Source organism: Pseudomonas sp. REST10 (assembly GCF_029542605.1).
Lineage (GTDB): Bacteria > Pseudomonadota > Gammaproteobacteria > Pseudomonadales > Pseudomonadaceae > Aquipseudomonas > Aquipseudomonas khazarica.
Genome location: NZ_CP035677.1, coordinates 3478756 through 3495644, shown reverse-complemented (window position 1 = coordinate 3495644; position 16889 = coordinate 3478756). Strand labels below are relative to the sequence as shown.

Here is a 16889-nt window from a genome sequence, read left to right as displayed (position 1 = left end):
CCTCAGAACTGGAAGTACAGGAAAGGGGAGAAGGAATTCGCCGCCAGGCGGGTGAGCGTCAGCAGGAAGCCGAGCCACAGCAGGAGCATGCCGACGCCGCTGACGTGCTGCATGAAGTACCCCTGCTGGCCGGCGTTGGCGTAGTAGCGGATGTTGATCGAACCGGCGACTACGATCCACAGCAGGGCGATCAGGGTGAAGGTCATGGTCATGGCCGAGGTGCCGAACCAGTAGAGGTCCAGCGAGCCGAAGCCGTTGAGGCCGATCAGCGCCTTGTAGATCTGCAGGGCGTGGGGCAGGGCGCCGGTGAAGAACAACGGCATGCAGGACGCCAGGACGAACATGCAGCGCGCGTTGCGCCAGAAGTTGTAGGGCGTGTTGATCTTGGTGGCGATGCCCAGCCGCCGCTCGATGACCATGGCGATGCCGAAGAACAGGCCCCAGAAAATGAAGGCGAAGCTGGGGCCGTGCCACAGGCCGGACAGCATCATGGTGATGACCAGGCCGACGAGCATGCCGACCAGGCGCTTGCGCACCAACGGCATGTACACGTAGTCGCGCAGGAAGTCGGCCAGGGTCATGTGCCAGCGCTGCCAGAACTCGGTGATGCTCTGCGCGATGTAGGGTTGGTTGAAGTTCTCCGCGAAACGGAAGCCCATCATCATGCCCAGGCCGATGGCCATGTCGCTGTAGCCGGAGAAGTCGAAGTACAGCTGCAGCGCGGAGACCAGCAGGCCGAACCAGGCGTCCGCCATCTGCAGTTCGCCACCGCCGATGAACAGCGTGTTCATCGGCGCCAGGGAGTCGGCGATCAGCACCTTCTTGATGAAACCGAGCATGAAGCGGCAGGCGCCCAGGGAAAACAGTTCCAGGGAGTGGCTACGGTTCTTCAGCTGCTTGTCGATCAGGCTGTAGCGCAGGATCGGCCCGGCGATCAGCTGCGGGAACAGGGCGATGTAGGCGGCGAAATCGACGAAGCGATCGGTGGGCTCCGCGTTGCGCCGGTAGATGTCGACGATGTAGCTCAGGGCCTGGAACACATAGAAGGAAATGCCCAGCGGCAGGATGATGTGTTCCAGGGTGAAGGTATTGATACCCAGCGGCTCGAGTACCGCGACCAGCACGTCGGCACCGAAATTGGCGTACTTGAAGTAGCCGAGGGTGGCCAGGTTGCCGATCACGCCGACGCTCAGCAGGCGAAAGGCGATCTGCTTCTCGCCGGCACCGATTCGTGCCTTGATGCGCAGGCCGAACCAGTAGTTCCAGTAGGAAATGGCGACGAACAACAACAGGAAGTCGGGCCGCCACCAGGCGTAGAACAGGTAGCTGCCGAGCACGATCACGTAGGAGCGCCAGTGATCCCTGGCCAGGTAATAGCAGAGCAGGAAGACCGGCAGGAACAGGAACAGGAAGACATTGGAGGCGAAGATCATGCTGGCGCTGCTCTCGGTCAGTAGGTCAGGGTGATGCCCAGCGTCACCTGGTAGTCGTCGCCGATCTCCAGTGCGCTACCGGCCCTGAAGTAACTCAGGCTGGTCAGGGTGTTGAGCTGGATGCGCTTGCCGTCGTAGGCCAGCGGGAACATGCGCCAGTAGTGATTGATGTCCAGCACCTGGCCCAGGTGCGACGACCCGCTGTCACGCACCAGGCCATCGGTGGTGGTGCGCAGTGGCAGCTGCGCGGAGGCATTGCGCAGGCGCAGATCGCTCAGGCGCATGTCCAGCTGGCTGCGGTCGGTCGGCTGGGTTTCCAGGCTGATGCCATAGAACGCCAGGTTGCTCAGGTTGACGCTGACCAGGTTGCTGACCAGGCGGCTGCTGTAGCTGAAGGGGTCGTTGCGCCGGTCCGACTGGATGCGGTTGAGGCTGAAGCCGTCGTTGCCGCTGTCGTCCGGGCGGTCGGTGAGACCGGCGCTGAGGCCGACGCGCGGGGTCCAGGGCAGGCTCTCGAAACGCTTGCCGACATCGCCGACCAGCGCCCAGCCGCGCTTGTCGCTGCGCTCACGCTGGCCGTTGGCCTGGGTGATGTCCTGCGTGCCGTCGAGCCGCACGGCTTCCAGCTGGTAGTCGCTGACCAGCGAGGTCAGCTGGCGCGTGTCGCCGCGCAGGAAGATGCCGTAGCGCAGGCCGTCGAAGTCCTGGCGATCATCCACCGAGCTGCCCGAGTGATCGTCCTCGTGCAGCAGGCGCGCGCCGATCCAGTGATCGGCATGCCAGCGCCAGGCGTACTCGGCCATCAGGTAGCGGATGTTCTTGTCGCGCGGGTCGAGGCGATTGTCGTCGGAGTTGTAGTAGTAGAACTTCTCGGCGACGGCGACGAAGCCGCTGGCGAAGCTGTCGTTGTAGTCCAGGCGCAGGGCTTCGATGCTGTCGTCCCACCAGATGCCGAAGCGATCACTGAAGCGCTGGCGGCCGAAGGTGGCGGAGAAGCGCGGGTCGTCGCCGAGCAGGTTGCGGCGTGCGTAGAACTCGCGGGCCTCGCTGTAGGCATGACGGCGCCGGCTCAGGTTCTCGTCGCTGCCCTCGGTGTTCTGCAGGGCATTCGGGTCGGTGTCGTAGTTGAGCCACAGGCGACCGAACAGCTCCCACCTGGCCCAGCGCTGCTCGGGCGAGTACCAGCGGTAGGACGGCTCGTAGCGCAGGCTGAAGAAGGTGCGGCGATCCTCGCCGAGGCGGGTCTCGTCGGGGCCATAGCCGGTGCGCATGAACAGCTTGTGGGTCAGCAGCGAGGTGACCGGTTCGAGCTCGGGCGACAGGCTGCCGGCCTCGGCCGCCGGGTTGTCGAGCTCATCGGCCTGCGCCAGGAACGGGGGCAGGCAAGCGAGCAACAGGGCGGCGCAGCGCAGGGCGTTGGGGCGGATCACAGGGCGAACTCCTCGATGAGACGGTTGCCATCACGGGTGGCGGCGGTGCGTTGCTCGGGCGTCAGCCTGGAGCCCAGCGCCTGCGTCAGCGCTGCTGCGCGTTGATCGCCCAGTTCCTGAGCGGCGAAGGCGAAGGTGTAGGCCTTGGCGTTGTCGCGGCAGATGGCGCGGCCATAGGTGTAGAGGCGGGCAATGCGCATCAGGGCGTTGATCGAGCCAGCCCTGGCTTCCTGCAGGTACAGCGCCAGGGCCCGTTCCTGATCGGGCTCGTCCAGGACGCCCTGGTTGTACATGTCGCCTTCGAGCAGCGTGGCTTCGGGGTAGTGCTCGGCTTGCAGCTCGGCGATCAGGCGCTGGCTCAGGTGCGGATCGAGGGTGCGCCACAGCACCATGTGCAGCCTGGCGCGCAGGGCCTTGATGTGTTGCGGGGTGATGGGCTGCTCACGCTCGGCCATGCTCAGGCTGAGGTTCTGTCCCTGGCGCTGTTCCAGGCGCTGGACCAGGTCCACCACCGGCTCCGGGCCGTAGCGATCCGGAGCGGTCATGAGGAAGTTGGCCTTGCTCACCATCGCCGGGCCAAAGTCGCGGGCGATGGCGTTGTCCAGCCACTGCAGCACCTCGCGGTCGAGCTGTTCGATGAGGCTGGCGTGTGCCTGGGCCTTCAGCTCGCGGGCCTGTTTCTCCTCGTCGGTCTGCGCACGCGACAGCGGGCGGCTGTTGTTGTAGGCGCTGATCTCGGCGTTGCGCACCTCGGTCAGTTGCTGGGCGATGCGCTGCACCAGGTCGACCGGCAGGGTGGCCATGCGCGGCGCCAGTTGCTCGGCGAACGCGCGGAAACGTTGGTTGCGCGCCTCGCCGAGAAAATCGTAGTAGCGGTACACGGCGCGCGGGTCGCTTTCCACCGCCAGGCGGAACCACCTGTCCGCAGACTCGGTGTCACCGGCACGGGCCGCCGCGACGGCGCGGTAGAGCGGGGCGTGGCAATACACCAGGCAGGCACGGTCATAGAGGTCGATCAACTGCGTGACTTGTGCCGCGTCGAACAGCTCGGGAAAGACCAGGAACACTTCCAGGCGGGTGTCGACGCTGATGAAGTCGCGCCCGGCCTTGAAACGCTGCAGCGCCTGCTCCATGTAGGCGCGGTTGGCCTGTTGCCAGCGCGGCTTGTAGTCCACCAGGCGCGCCAGTGGCACCAGTGCGCCGATATCGCCGCGGCCCTCGGCGAAGGCCTGCTTGAACAGTTCGATGGCGCGTGCGGTGTTTGCCGGGCTGCGGCTCGCCAGCACTTCGCCGAGCAGTCGCGTCGCGCCCAGGTCGCCACGGGCGGCCAGGGCACGCAGGTCCTCCTCCACCGGCGCCAGGTTGTCCTGGAACAGCGCGTAGCGAATCTGTTCGAGGCTGCGGGCCGCCTGCGCCGGCCCGGCGATGGCCAGGGACAGGGCAGTGGTGCACAGGAGCGATCTGAGCGACATGGTGACCTCAGAATGTCCAGCGCAGGGGCAGGCCGAGCTTGAACTCGACGGCGGCCGGCAGTTGATAGGTGCTGAGCGGCAGCGGGTGATCCGGCTTGATGGTCAGCTCGACCATCTGCCGCTGATCGTCCACGCGACTGGAAACGATCTCGCCGGAGAAGGTGTCGTCGCTGCCCAGTACACGCATCTCCACCGCGCGAACCCGCTCGAGCTTGTCCATGCGCTCGAAAGGAACGCTGGCCTTGATGTTCAGTGGCTGGTCCTGCGGCAGCAGATGGACCAGCTCCTGCTGCTTGTAGGCGAAGCCGTCCAGGCGCGGTGCAGGGAAGTAGAGGCTGCAGTTGCACGGGCTGGCGATCACCGTTTCCACCGTGACCCGACCCAGCAGGGCGGCGACATCCTGCTCGCTGAGGTCGCCCAGTGCGGCGATGTCGGCGGGGCTGGTGAGGCTGCTGGCCAGTTGCGTGGAGACGCTGGCCAGTGGTTGCCCGGTGCTGACGCTGGTCTGCTCGGCGCCGATCAGGTAACGCAGGTTGCCGTTCTCCGGCATGCTGACGATGTAGGCGTTGGCACCGACGACCGCTTGCGCGGCAGGCATCTGGAAGAACAGCAGGTAGCTCTTGTAGACGATCAGGGTCACTGCGGCGGCGCCGGCGCAGAAGAACAGCAGCGAACCGAGGGCCGCCTTCAGGCGCTCTGCGGGCGTGCGTGCGCTGGCCTGCTTGGTCTTGCGCTCCTTGATGTAGTTCTCGCGCTGCATGACGTTGAACAGGCCGTTGATGTCGGCGATGTCGCCGGACATGTAGGCGGAGATGATGTAGCGCAGGATGTCGCGCTTCTGCCGGTCGAGCTCGACGAACTCGGCGCCGACTTCGCGGCCGCGCTGCGAGACGATCTTCAGCTTGGTATCGATGTTCAGGTCGACCGTGTGCAGGTTCAGCTTGATCGAGCCGTTGAACAGGCTGCCGATCTTCAGCGGCTGATCCAGCAGCAGGCCGATTCCGCCCAGGGAAATGTCCTGGATCTCGCACTCCAGTTCCTTGATGCCGTTGCCTGCCAGGGTCAGGCGGGCAGGGATCTTGGCGCGAACGAACTGGCGTTCATCGATCGCTTCATGAACAACGTTTGCAGGTAGGACAGTGGTGCTACTCATAGCATTCGCGCCTTTGCTTAGGGTTGCGTGAGTTCCAACAGGACCGAGATGACCCCGAAGAAAATGGCGATGGAGGACAGCAACATGGTCTTCGAGGTCCAGCGGTTGAGCGCCGCATCGAAGCTGACGTTGCCGTTGCTGATCGTGGTCTTCTGCCGCGTCCAGCTCTGCTGGTCCATGTGGAACATGGTGTAAACCTTCATCACCGAGCCGACGATCTGGTTGTAATAGAGAACGAAGGGGTACATCGGATCGACCGGGTGCTGGGTGAAGAAGAACAGCAGCGTCACCAGGGTCCGCGACAGCAGCACCCAGAACAGGTAGATCAGCAGGTACTGCACGCCGAACAGCAGGCCGGCCACCACCGAGGCGCTGAGGCCCATCAGGCAGGTCCACATGGACACGCGCTGGTCGTAGAGCACGTACATGGTGAACAGGCCGAGGCGATCGAGGCCCAGCAGGCGGGTAGCGCGGAAGTTCTGCCGCAGCGAGTTGCCGTACCAGCGATACATCAGCTGCCGCGTGGCGCGCAGGAAGCTGTTGTCTGGCGGGTGCTCGACGGTCAGGGTATGGCTGTCCGGCACGTAGAAGGTGTCCCAGCCGGCGCGCATCAGGCTGAACCAGGAGGACTTGTCGTCGCCGGTGAGAAACTGGAAACGGCCCAGGCGCCAGTGGTCGAGGAAGTCCGCCTCGACGTCCTTGATGAACGCCGGGTCGGTCATCACGCTGGCGCGGAAGAACGACAGGCGCCCGGTCATGGTCAGCACGCGCTTGCTCAGCGCCATCGAGCACATGTTGATGTGCCGTTGGACGAAGCGCATGGTGTGCCACTCCTGCATCAGCCTGCTGCCTTCCACCTCGCAGAACTCGTTGGTGGTGATGCCGCCGACGCTGGGCAGGTAGGCGAACAGGGTGACGGCGCGTTCCACGCAGCCCGGCAGCATCATGGTGTCGCCGTCGACCACGCCGACCACGGCGTTTTCCAGTGGCATCTGCCGTGACAGGGCGCGGAAGGCGTGGGCCAGGCCGTCGCGTTTGCCGGTGCCGCGAGCCCGCACGATGACCAGCTTGATGTCGTCGCGATCACGCACCTCCTGGCGCATGATGTCCTTGATGAAGTTCTCGTCACCCTTCTCCACGATGGAAGCGATGATGGTGCAGGGCACCGGCATGCGCTGCACTTCCTGGAACACCGACTGGTAGACCTTGAACGTGGTGTGCGTCGGGATGCGGAAGCTGGTCACCACCATGAACATATGGTCGGGCAGGGCGGCGTCGCCCATGCGTTCGACGGCCTTGCGCATGCGCGGAAACCGCCAGTGCAGGAAGTACATGCCGCGCAGGTAGTGGGTCGCGGCGTTGCCGTAGCGCCACATGCCCAGGGCGCCGATCAGGAAGATGAACTTCTGGTGCGACGGGTCCAGGTAGCTGGGGGCGACCATCTCCGAGGCGAGCGCGATCAGTGCGATCAGGCAGAGCCAACCGCACAGTTTGCCGAGGCCGGGCGAGGCCTCGAACCACCCCAGAGGTGCTGTTAAATGCCTGAGCATGGGCGTGCTTCCTCCATTGAAGCCGTGTGGGCACGTCTTGCCGCTATCAGTTGATCGTGACGTCGTCGGTGCGGCCGTAGACATCCTCGAAACGCTCGATGTCGTCCTCGCCCAGGTAGCTGCCCGACTGGACCTCGATGATCTCCAGGGGGATCTTGCCGGGGTTGGCCAGGCGGTGAATGGCGGCGATGGGGATGTAGGTCGACTGGTTTTCCCAGAGCAGGAAGGTCTTGTCGTCACAGGTCACGCGGGCCGTGCCGGATACCACGATCCAGTGCTCGGCGCGGTGGTGGTGCTTCTGCAGGGAGAGGCTGGCGCCCGGTTTCACCACGATGCGCTTGACCTGGAAGCGGTTGCCGCTGTCGAGCGAGTCGTAGCTGCCCCAGGGGCGGTAGACCTGGCAGTGGCTGTTCGCCTCGCTGCGGCCCTTGCAGGTCAGCTGGTTGACCAGCTGCTTGACGTCCTGCACGCGGTCCTTGTGGGCGACCATCACGGCGTCCTTGGTCTCGACCACCACCACGTCGTCCAGGCCGACCAGGGTCACCAGCTTGCTCTGGCTGTGCGCCAGGCAGTTGTGGCTGTCGTGCAGCATCACATCGCCGGACTGGCAGTTGCCGTCGCCGTCCTTGTCCTGGACGTCCCACAGCGCCGACCATGAGCCGACGTCGTTCCAGCCGGCACACAGCGGCACCACACAGGCGCGGTCGGTCTTCTCCATCACGGCGTAGTCGATGGAGTTGTCGGGGCAGCACTCGAACGCGCTCGGGTCGATGCGGATGAACTGCAGGTCGTGGGTGCTGCGGCTCAGCGCCAGCTGGCAGGTGTCATAGATGTCCGGGTCGTGGCGCTGCAGTTCCTCGAGGTAGCGGCTGCAGCGGAACAGGAACATGCCACTGTTCCAGACGTAGTCGCCCTGGGCCACGAATTCGCAGGCCGTCTCCAGGTCGGGCTTCTCGACGAAGGCCTCGACCGCCAGTACGCCCTGCGGAAGTTCGCACGCATCACGTCCGGTCTTGATGTAGCCATAGCCGGTCTCGGGGCGCTCGGCAGGTACGCCGAACAGCACCATCGCACCCTGTTCCGCTGCGTTGCGGGCCACGGCGAGGGCCTTGTGGAACACCTCGACGTCCTCGATCACATGGTCCGCCGGCAGTACCAGCAACAGTTCGTCCCGGCCCTCGGCCAGCAGGTGCATGGCGGCGATGGCGACCGCAGGCGCGGTATTGCGGCCGAAGGGCTCCAGCAGGATGGTCTGGGCTTCGTGGCCGATGCTCGCCAGCTGTTCGCTGACGATGAAGCGGTGTTCCTCGTTGCACACCACGATGGGCTTGCTCATGCCGTCGAACGCCAGGCGCCCGATGGTCTGCTGGAGCATCGTCTCGTTGCCGGTGAGGGCGAGAAACTGCTTGGGGTACTGCTTGCGGGACAGGGGCCAGAGGCGAGAGCCACTGCCGCCAGACAAAATCAGGGGAATCATGCTGTCACTCCGTGTATACACCGATTCAGGGCTATTGGCAGGAAACCGGCATGCGCCGTAACCAATCGAACGGCACCGCACCGGTGCCACCGCTGTTCTTGTTAGCGTGCGCTTACCAGCAGATGCCTTCCCTGTTGGCTTGAGTGGCGTGTTCCATGAATCCGACCAGGTCGACGATCTGCTTGTCGTCACCGATGCCCTTCACGACATCGGCGAAGCGTGGCTCGCCATTGCCGACGATCAGCACATCGGAGGCTGCGACCACGTCGTCCAGCTCCTTGCACAGCAGCGAGGAGACGTGCGGGATCTTCGACTCGATGTAGTCCTTGTTGGCGCCGAAGACCCGTGCGTATTCGACGTTGCTGTCGAAGATCTTCAGCTCGTAGCCCTTGCCGATGAGCATCTCGGCCAGCTCCACCAGCGGGCTTTCACGCAGGTCGTCGGTGCCGGCCTTGAAGCTCAGGCCGAGCAGACCGATGCGGCGCTTGTCGTAGCCCGTGACGATGTCGAAGGCCTTCTTCACCTGAGCGGCGTTGCTGCGCATCAGCGAGCCGATCAGTGGCGCCTCGACGTCCAGGCTGCCGGCGCGGTAGGAGAGGGCGCGCACGTCCTTGGGCAGGCACGAGCCGCCGAAGGCGAAGCCGGGCTTCATGTAGTACTTGGAGAGGTTGAGCTTGTGGTCCTGGCAGATCACGTCCATCACTTCGCGACCATCGACGCCGGCGGCCTTGGCGATGTTGCCGATCTCGTTGGCGAAGGTGACCTTGGCCGCATGCCAGACGTTGCAGGTGTATTTGATCATCTCGGCAACTTCGATCGACTTGCGGATGATCGGTGCGTCGAGTTCGCTGTAGAGCTCTTGCAGCAGGTCGCCGGACTGTTCGTCCAGTTCGCCGATGACGGTCATCGCCGGGAAGTCGTAGTCCTTGATCGCCGTGCTTTCACGGAGGAATTCCGGGTTGGTGGCCACGCCGAAGTCGACACCGGCTCGCTTGCCGGAGGCACTTTCGAGCAGCGGGATCACGACGTTCTTCACGGTGCCAGGCAGGACCGTACTGCGCACGACCACGGTGTGGCGCTCCTGCTTGTCGCGCAGGGCTGCACCAATCTGCTGGCACACCGACTCCATGTAGCCGAGGTCGAGGTCGCCATTGCGCTTGCTCGGCGTACCGACGGCAATGAACGACAGTTCGCTGGCCAGCACCGCAGCGCTGACGTCGGTGGTGCCGTGCAGCAGCCCGGAACGTACGCCGGCGTCGAGCAGTTCGGCCAGGCCAGGCTCGACGATGGGCGACTTGCCCTGGTTGATCAGGTCGATCTTGGCCTGCGATACGTCCACGCCGACGACATCGTGACCACGGGCGGACAAGCAGCCAGCACAGACAGCCCCCACATAGCCCAGTCCGAAAATACTGATACGCATAGGTCCTTCTCCTTAATTAACTGAGTCGGTCAATTGCTGCTGCTGACCCTAATCCCTGTTTCATTGCGCCTGTATGAATCAACGGTTTATTTCCGTTGTATTCGTCTGGCTGGCTGAAAGTGCGCGGATATTAGCGTCGGCTGTTTTGCGCTTTCAAGCAAAACATGGACCTTATTTTTTTATTTTGTTTGTTTAATCTTTTGTTATTTTTTTTATTATAAAAATCAATAACTTAAAGTTTGTGGTATTTATGTCGCCAAAAAAAAGTCGCACATTTTCGCTGTGTTATTTTTATGGCGTCATAAAGTCGATGCTTTTCTGCGTGCTTATGTCGCACGCACTTCGGTGCTGTGCGCGTTAGTTGTGCGGGGTGTCTGTAATATCATTGCGATATGTCTGTGCGGTGGTTTTGCCTTCGCTGCGACGAAGTTGGCAATATCGAACTCGAACTGGCGGGCCGGCGCTGCCGGCCTCCGCGTTCTGTGAGGCAATGCGGAAATTCAGGCTTGGCACAGTGCCACTGTCTGGACTACTCTCCGGTCACCGGGCTAACGAAGTGGCCAACAGGCAGGATGCCGACCCCATACACTTCGTTAGCTCGGTTTTCAGTTGCGTGGCCTGCAGATCGCCGGATCTGCAGGCAAAACAAAGCCCTCTCCTGGAGGGCTTTGTCGTTTCTGCGGGGCGCTCGCGTTGCAGCGGTGGCGAAAAAAAGCGTCCTTGCCAGCTTTCCTTTCCCGCCCTTGAGCTGTCGTATCGATCAGCCTAGGCGAAGTCTGGCGTTTCGCCATGCAGTGGAGTGGCCTGGTGCCGACAGCGCCTGCGCGTCTGGCCTCAGTCGCTGCGTTGCAGCCGGGCCTTGCCGGGTTTGCTGGCGACGAGGTGTTCCGGCAGGTCGAGCAGGTCGGTGTCGTAGGTCTCCAGTGGCGGCGGACGCCGCTCGAAACGCGCGCCGAGCACCAGCAGGCAAGGCGTCAGCAGCAGCGTCAGGACCGTGGCGAACGCCAGGCCGCCGGCGATGGCGCTGGACAGCTGCGTCCACCATTGGGTCGACGGGGCGCCGAAGCCGAGGCTCGGCGTGAGCAGGTCGACGTTGATGCTGAGCACCATCGGCATCAGGCCGAGGATGGTGGTCACGGCGGTGAGCAGCACCGGGCGCAGGCGCAGGCTGCCGGTCTCCAGCGCGGCCTCGCGTGGGGCCAGGCCCTGCCGGCGCAGCTGGTTGTAGGTGTCGATGAGGATGATGTTGTTGTTCACCACGATACCGGCCAGGGCGATCAGGCCCATGCCGACCATGACGATGCCGAACGACTGGCCATTGACCAGCAGGCCGATCAGCACCCCGGCGGTCGACAGGACGATCGCGGAAAGCACCAGGGCCGCCTGGTAGAGGCTGTTGAACTGGGTCACCAGGATGATCGCCATGAGGAAGATGGCGACCAGGAACGCGGTCATCAGGAAGGTGGCCGCCTCCTGCTGGTCGGCATCCTCGCCGGTGAACTTCACCTTGACCTCGGCCGGCACCTCGCCCAGCGCCTTGCGCAGGGCCTTGAGGCGTTCGTCCAGGCGTGCGCCGTCGGCCAGGTCGGCCTGCAGGGTGATGGTGCGATCGCCATCCACGCGGCGCAGGGTGCCGACCTTGGGCGCGGGTTGCAGGTCGACGAAGTTGCTCAGCGGGACCTGGCCGGCTGCCGTGTTCAGCGTCAGGCGGCCAAGCTGATCGAGCGAGCGCCAGTTGTTGGGCAGGCGCACGCGGATGTCGACTTCGTCGGTGGCGTCTTCGGGGCGGTAGGTTGCCAGCTTCAGGCCGTTGGTGATCATCTGCACCGCGTTGCCGACGCTCAGTACATCGGCGCCGAAGCGGGCCGCGGCCTCGCGGTCGACCTTGATCCGCCACTCGATGCCGGGCAGGGCGCGGTCATCTTCGATATCGACGAAACCCCCGAGCTTCTGCATCTCGCCGCGAATGCGCTCGACCCACTGCTCGGTCAGGGCCGTGTCCAGGGTGCTGATCTGCAGCTTGACCGGCTTGCCATCGGTGGGGCCTTCCTCCTGCTTGCGGAACTCCAGCACCACGCCGGGAATGCCGGCGGTGCGCTGGCTCATTTCGGCGAGGATGTCCTTGGCCGGGCGCCGCTGGTGCCAGTCGACGAACTGGAACTGCAGGGTGCCGATCACGTCGGCGCCCAGCTGACCTTCCGGTTGCGCCAGGGAGCGGGCATACAGCGCCTTGACCTCGCGCATGCCCAGCACCTGCTTCTCGACCTGCCTGAGCAGGGCGTCCTTCTCCTGGATCGACAGGTCGCCACGGGCACGCAGCCAGATCTGCGCGCTTTCCGGCTCGACCTCCGGGAAGAACTCCACGCCATGGTTGAAGCGACCGTAGCCGATATAGATGAGGGCGATCAGCGCGAGCATGCCGAGCAGCGTCAGGCCGGGGCGCTTGAGCAGCGTTGCCAGCAGATGGCGATAGGCCGTGCCGGCGCGGTTGCTGGTCGTCGCCTGTGGCCGCGCCTTGCCGCCGCTGACGGCGCCGAGCACCGGCAGGAACACCAGGGCCATGGCCAGCGAGGCGAGCAGGCAGATGATCACCGTGGCGGGCAGGTACTTCATGAACTGGCCGACCACGCCGGGCCAGAACAGTAGCGGCAGGAACACCACCAGGGTGGTGGCGGTGGAGGCGATCACCGGCCAGGCCATGCGCGTGGCGGCATTGGCCCAGGCCTGGCGCGGCGACTGGCCCTGCTGCAGGTAGCGGTCGGCCAGTTCGGAGACCACGATGGCGCCGTCGACCAGCATGCCGGCCACCAGGATCAGACTGAACAGCACGACGATGTTGAGGGTGAAACCGAGCATCCAGATCAGCAGGATGCCGCTGAGAAACGCACCGGGAATGGTCAGCCCCACCAGCAGTGCCGAGCGCATGCCCATGCTCGCCACCACCAGGATCAGTACCAGGACGATGGCGGTCAGCACGTTGTTGAGCAGGTCGCCGAGCATGTTCTGCACTTCCTGCGACTGGTCCATGATGTAGCTGACTTCCACGCCGGGTGGCAGCAGGGGTTTGGCCTGCTCCATCAGCGCCTTGACCTGGTCGATGGTGGCGAGGATGTTGGCGCCGCTGCGTTTGGCCACCTCCAGCACGATGGCCGGCTGGCCGTTGATCCGGGCGAAGCCGGTGGGGTCCTTGAAGGTGCGGCGGATGGTGGCGACATCGGCGAAGGTCACCACGCTGTCGCCGACCACCTTGATCGGCATGTTCATGACGTCTTCGAGGTCCTCGATGACGCCCGGAACCTTCATGCTCATGCGCCCGGCACCGGTGTCCAGACTGCCGGCGGCGACCAGGCGGTTGTTGCGGCTGACCAGGTTGAACAGTTCGTTGTAGTCGATGCCATAGCTGTCGAGCACCTGCGGGTCGACGACGATTTCCATCAGGTCCTCGCGGTCGCCACCGATGGTCACCGAGAGCACCTCGCCGATGCCTTCGATGTTCTCTTTCAGGCGCCGGGCGATGTACACCAGCTCGGTCTCGGCGATCGGCCCGGACAGGCCCACCGAGAGCACCGGGAACAGGGCCACGTTGACCTCGGTCACGGTCGGCTCGTCGGCCTCGTCGGGCAGCTTGCTGCGTGCGGTGTCGACTTTCTCGCGGACGTCGGCCAGTGCCACCTTGGCGTCGAAGCCCGCGTCGAACTCCAGGGTGACGGAGGAGTGGCCCTCGCTGGAGACCGAGCTCATCTCCTTGACCCCTTCCAGGCTGCGCAACTCCTGTTCCAGCGGGCGCACCAGCAGGCGGTCGCCATCTTCCGGGCTGATGCCTTCCAGGGTCACCGACACGTAGATCATCGGAATGGTGACGTCCGGGTTGGACTCCTTGGGCATGGCGACGTAGGCCAGCAGCCCCCCGCACAGGAGGAACAGCAGGATCAGCAGGGTGGTACGGCTGCGGTCGAGCGCGGCGGCAATCAGTGCGTGCATCTCAGCTGCCCTCTGCGGCGAGTTGCGTGCGCACCTGCTGGCCCGCTTCGACGAAGCCCTGGCCCAGGGTGATCAGCGCGACTTTCTGCGGCAGGCCGCTGACCCAGGCGCCCTGGTTGTCGACGCTGATCAGTTGCACGGGGGTGAATTCCACGCGCTGCTCATCGTTGACCCACTTGACGCCGTGGCGGCCGTTCTCGTCGAGGCTGAGCAGGGCAGGGGACAGGCGGTGGGCCATGGCCTCGCCGGTCTGGATGTGCAGCGTGGCGCTGGCGCCTGCCAGGCGCAGGCCGTCCGGGTTGTCCACCTTGACCTCTATACGGAAGCTGCGCGAGTCCGGGTCGGCGGCCGCGGCGATGAAGTGCAGCTCGCCCTGCAGCGTGCGGCCGTCGAGCAGTTCCACGCTCACCGCCTGCCCCAGCTGCAGCTGGGTGACCTGCTGCTGGGCGATCTGCGCGGTGACCTTGAGGCGGTCGATGTCCACCAGGGTCAGCAGGCTTTGTCCGGGCTGCACGTAGTCGCCCAGTTCGACCGCGCGCTGATCGTAGATGCCGGCGAACGGCGCCTTGATCCTGGTGTTGCGCAGGTGCAGGCGAGCGCTGTCGAGTTCGGCACGGGCCTTGGCCAGTTCGCTCTCCAGGCGCATCAGTTCGCTGGCGGAGATCAGGCTGCGCTCGCGCAGGCGTCTGGCCGCAGTCACGTCGCTCTCGCGCTGGCGCACGTCGGCTTCGCTGCGCGCCACCTGGGCCGGCCGGTCATCCGGCGACAGGCTGAGTAGCAGTTGCTCGGCGGCGACGCGGTTACCCTTGTCCTGGTCCAGCTTCTGCACGCTGCCACTGACCTGCGCACGCAGCTCGACCCGGCGCCAGGCTTCGATCTGCCCCTGTACCACGTGCTGGCGCTGCATGGGCTGAGCCTCCAGCCACTGCACTTCGACCCTGGCCAGCTCGGCGGCGGCCAGGGGCTTGTCCGGTTCGGCCTGCGCTTCGTCACGGGCGCTGAAGCGTTCGCCGCTGAACAGCCAGAGCAGCAGGGCGATGGCGATGACGACCGCGATGATCCAGGGGCGTTTGCTGAGGTGCGTGAACATGAGAATCCCTTACTCGTTGGTGGCGGCCGCTGCCAGCAGCGCAGCGGCCTGGCCGTGCAGGCCGGCGATGATGAAATCGGTGACGCGCTCGAAATAGGCGTCGAAGGCAATGGGGTCGGCCCAGTGCTCGAAACCGCCCGAGGCAATGCGCGTCATCACCCCGTTGATGCACGCCTCCACGCCCCACAGCAGGTGCTGGCAGTGCTCGTCAGAAAGCTGCAGGCCGGCGAAGCTGTTCTGCAGCAGTTCGCTGAACAGGGCCATGTACTCGGCTTCGAGTTCGAGGAACTGTTCGCGGTAGGGTGGCTCCAGGCGCTCCTGAAAGGCCGGGCGGTCGCAGTGCAGGCACAGCTGGGCCTGTAGCGGGTCGGCCAGCAGCTGCTCGAAGGCGCGACGGATCATCCGGCGCATGGCTTCCGGCGCCGGGGCCGAGTGGGAGAGTGTCTGCAGTTCGATCAGGTGCATGCGCGAGCGATCCAGCACCAGGCGCGCAAACAGCGCTTCCTTGCTGGGAAAGTGCTTGTACACGGTGCCCTTGCCGATGCCGGTGTGGCGCGCCACTTCGGCGATTGTGACGCGGTCCCAGGACTGACTCTGGAACAGCTGTCGAGCGGCTTCGAGCAAGGCGGTTTCACGTTGCTGGAAGAGTTGATCCTGATAGCGCATGGACTTTCCACGAAAGATTGTGACCGGTGGTCATGCTATGACTGTTGGTCACAAGGCGGCAAGCCAGGAGTTGTAACAAGGCAATTGGCGTGGGTGGGGTTGCGCCCTGCTGCCGGCGGGTACCGTTCGCCGGGGGAGCGCTGCGAGGCCGTCCGGGGACCGGCCATTTCGCTGTCTTGGTGCCCTGCGGGCGATGAAGCCTGCTGCGGGGCGCGCGGCGGCAGATGCGATGAAAGGGCGGCCACACGCCTGCGCGAGCGGCCTTTGTCTGTGCAGTGGCGCTCAGCGCGCCACGCTGACGCCTTCCAGGCTGGCGAAGGAGGTGTCCTTGGCGGTGAGCAGGAAGTCGCGCATGAAGGGCGCATCGAGCATGTCGCTGCGGATCGCCGCATAGAGGGTGGCGAACAGTCCCTTTTCGCCCAGGCGCTTGGCGCTGACGTAGTGACGCGAGCTGTACTCGTGCAGCGCCCAGTTGGGCAGGCCGCAGACGCCGCGTCCGCTGGCCACCAGCTGCATCATCATGACCGTCAGCTCGGAGGTGCGTACCTGCGCGGGTTCCACGTCGTTGGGTTCGAGGAAGCGGGTGAAGATATCCAGGCGGTCACGTTCCACCGGGTAGGTGATGAGGGTTTCCGTGGCCAGGTCCTGTGGCTGGATATAGGCCTTGTGCGCCAGACGGTGCTGGTTGGCCACGGCCAGCATGGCCTCGTAGGTGAACAGCGGCACGTAGGTGATGCCGGCCAGCTCGATGGGGTCCGAGGTCACCACCAGGTCCAGGTCGCCGCGTGCCAGCGCGGGGAGTGGCGCGAAGGAGAAGCCCGAGGCCAGGTCCAGTTCCACTTCCGGCCAGGCGTCGCGGAACTGATCGATGGTCGGCATCAGCCACTGGAAGCAGCTGTGGCATTCGATGGCCATGTGCAGGCGCCCGGCGGTGCCACCGGCGAGGCGCGCCAGGTCCCGCTCGGCGCCACGCAGCAGGGGCAGGGCGGCGTCGGCCAGTTGCAGCAGGCGCAGGCCGGCGCTGGTGAAGCGCACCGGCTTGGTCTTGCGCACGAACAGCTGCAGGCCGAGTCGCTCCTCGAGCTCCTTGAACTGGTGCGACAGGGCCGACTGGGTCAGGTGCAGGCGCTCGGCGGCCTCCACCAGGCTGTCGGTTTCGCGCAGGGCGTGCAGGGTTTTCAGGTGGCGTAGCTCGAGCATGACGGGTCTCTGCG

Annotated in this window: 11 protein-coding genes; all 11 read right to left on the bottom strand. The window is 64.8% G+C overall.

Going from position 1 to position 16889, the window contains the following annotated elements; translation table 11 throughout:
• Positions 1–2: 2 nt before the first annotated feature.
• Complete coding sequence (locus EWH21_RS16475; protein ID WP_277698851.1) at positions 3–1433, bottom strand: MBOAT family O-acyltransferase; 1431 nt, start codon at positions 1431–1433, stop codon at positions 3–5.
• 17 nt (positions 1434–1450) lie between these two features.
• A complete protein-coding gene (locus EWH21_RS16470; protein WP_277698850.1) occupies positions 1451–2863 on the bottom strand; it encodes an alginate export family protein in 1413 nt (470 codons plus the stop codon).
• A complete protein-coding gene (locus tag EWH21_RS16465; RefSeq protein ID WP_134675487.1) occupies positions 2860–4335 on the bottom strand; it encodes a sel1 repeat family protein in 1476 nt (491 codons plus the stop codon). The genes EWH21_RS16470 and EWH21_RS16465 overlap by 4 nt, the downstream gene beginning before the upstream one ends.
• Before the next feature lie 7 nt (positions 4336–4342).
• Positions 4343–5488: a PilZ domain-containing protein gene (locus EWH21_RS16460; RefSeq protein ID WP_277698849.1), complete on the bottom strand. Its 1146-nt coding sequence runs from the start codon at positions 5486–5488 to the stop codon at positions 4343–4345.
• A 17-nt stretch (positions 5489–5505) separates the two neighbouring features.
• Positions 5506–7038: a glycosyltransferase gene (locus EWH21_RS16455; RefSeq protein WP_277698848.1), complete on the bottom strand. Its 1533-nt coding sequence runs from the start codon at positions 7036–7038 to the stop codon at positions 5506–5508.
• 46 nt (positions 7039–7084) lie between these two features.
• Positions 7085–8515: a mannose-1-phosphate guanylyltransferase/mannose-6-phosphate isomerase gene (locus EWH21_RS16450; RefSeq protein WP_037055634.1), complete on the bottom strand. Its 1431-nt coding sequence runs from the start codon at positions 8513–8515 to the stop codon at positions 7085–7087.
• A gap of 112 nt (positions 8516–8627) precedes the next feature.
• Positions 8628–9938, bottom strand: a complete 1311-nt coding sequence (locus tag EWH21_RS16445) for a UDP-glucose/GDP-mannose dehydrogenase family protein (protein ID WP_152489141.1) — start codon at positions 9936–9938, stop codon at positions 8628–8630.
• 834 nt (positions 9939–10772) lie between these two features.
• Positions 10773–13919 carry an efflux RND transporter permease subunit gene (locus EWH21_RS16440; RefSeq protein ID WP_047584316.1) on the bottom strand — a complete coding sequence of 1049 codons (3147 nt, stop codon included), beginning with the start codon at positions 13917–13919 and terminating at the stop codon, positions 10773–10775.
• 1 nt (position 13920) lies between these two features.
• The gene (locus tag EWH21_RS16435) at positions 13921–15009 is read right to left on the bottom strand and encodes an efflux RND transporter periplasmic adaptor subunit (RefSeq protein ID WP_277698847.1); all 1089 of its coding nucleotides are present in this window, start codon (positions 15007–15009) and stop codon (positions 13921–13923) included.
• Between the two features lie 9 nt (positions 15010–15018).
• Positions 15019–15675, bottom strand: a complete 657-nt coding sequence (locus EWH21_RS16430) for a TetR/AcrR family transcriptional regulator (RefSeq protein ID WP_152489140.1) — start codon at positions 15673–15675, stop codon at positions 15019–15021.
• 282 nt (positions 15676–15957) lie between these two features.
• A complete protein-coding gene (metR, locus tag EWH21_RS16425; RefSeq protein ID WP_277698846.1) occupies positions 15958–16875 on the bottom strand; it encodes a transcriptional regulator MetR in 918 nt (305 codons plus the stop codon).
• Between the last annotated feature and the right edge of the window lie 14 nt (positions 16876–16889).

Excerpts from the sequence above, each read along its gene's own strand:
- EWH21_RS16475 (WP_277698851.1), bottom strand. The coding sequence starts at position 1,433 with ATGATCTTCGCCTCCAATGTCTTCCTGTTCCTGTTCCTGCCGGTCTTC.
- EWH21_RS16465 (WP_134675487.1), bottom strand. The coding sequence starts at position 4,335 with ATGTCGCTCAGATCGCTCCTGTGCACCACTGCCCTGTCCCTGGCCATC.
- EWH21_RS16460 (WP_277698849.1), bottom strand. The coding sequence starts at position 5,488 with ATGAGTAGCACCACTGTCCTACCTGCAAACGTTGTTCATGAAGCGATC.
- EWH21_RS16455 (WP_277698848.1), bottom strand. The coding sequence starts at position 7,038 with ATGCTCAGGCATTTAACAGCACCTCTGGGGTGGTTCGAGGCCTCGCCC.
- EWH21_RS16450 (WP_037055634.1), bottom strand. The coding sequence starts at position 8,515 with ATGATTCCCCTGATTTTGTCTGGCGGCAGTGGCTCTCGCCTCTGGCCC.
- EWH21_RS16445 (WP_152489141.1), bottom strand. The coding sequence starts at position 9,938 with ATGCGTATCAGTATTTTCGGACTGGGCTATGTGGGGGCTGTCTGTGCT.
- EWH21_RS16440 (WP_047584316.1), bottom strand. The coding sequence starts at position 13,919 with ATGCACGCACTGATTGCCGCCGCGCTCGACCGCAGCCGTACCACCCTG.
- EWH21_RS16435 (WP_277698847.1), bottom strand. The coding sequence starts at position 15,009 with ATGTTCACGCACCTCAGCAAACGCCCCTGGATCATCGCGGTCGTCATC.
- EWH21_RS16430 (WP_152489140.1), bottom strand. The coding sequence starts at position 15,675 with ATGCGCTATCAGGATCAACTCTTCCAGCAACGTGAAACCGCCTTGCTC.
- metR (WP_277698846.1), bottom strand. The coding sequence starts at position 16,875 with ATGCTCGAGCTACGCCACCTGAAAACCCTGCACGCCCTGCGCGAAACC.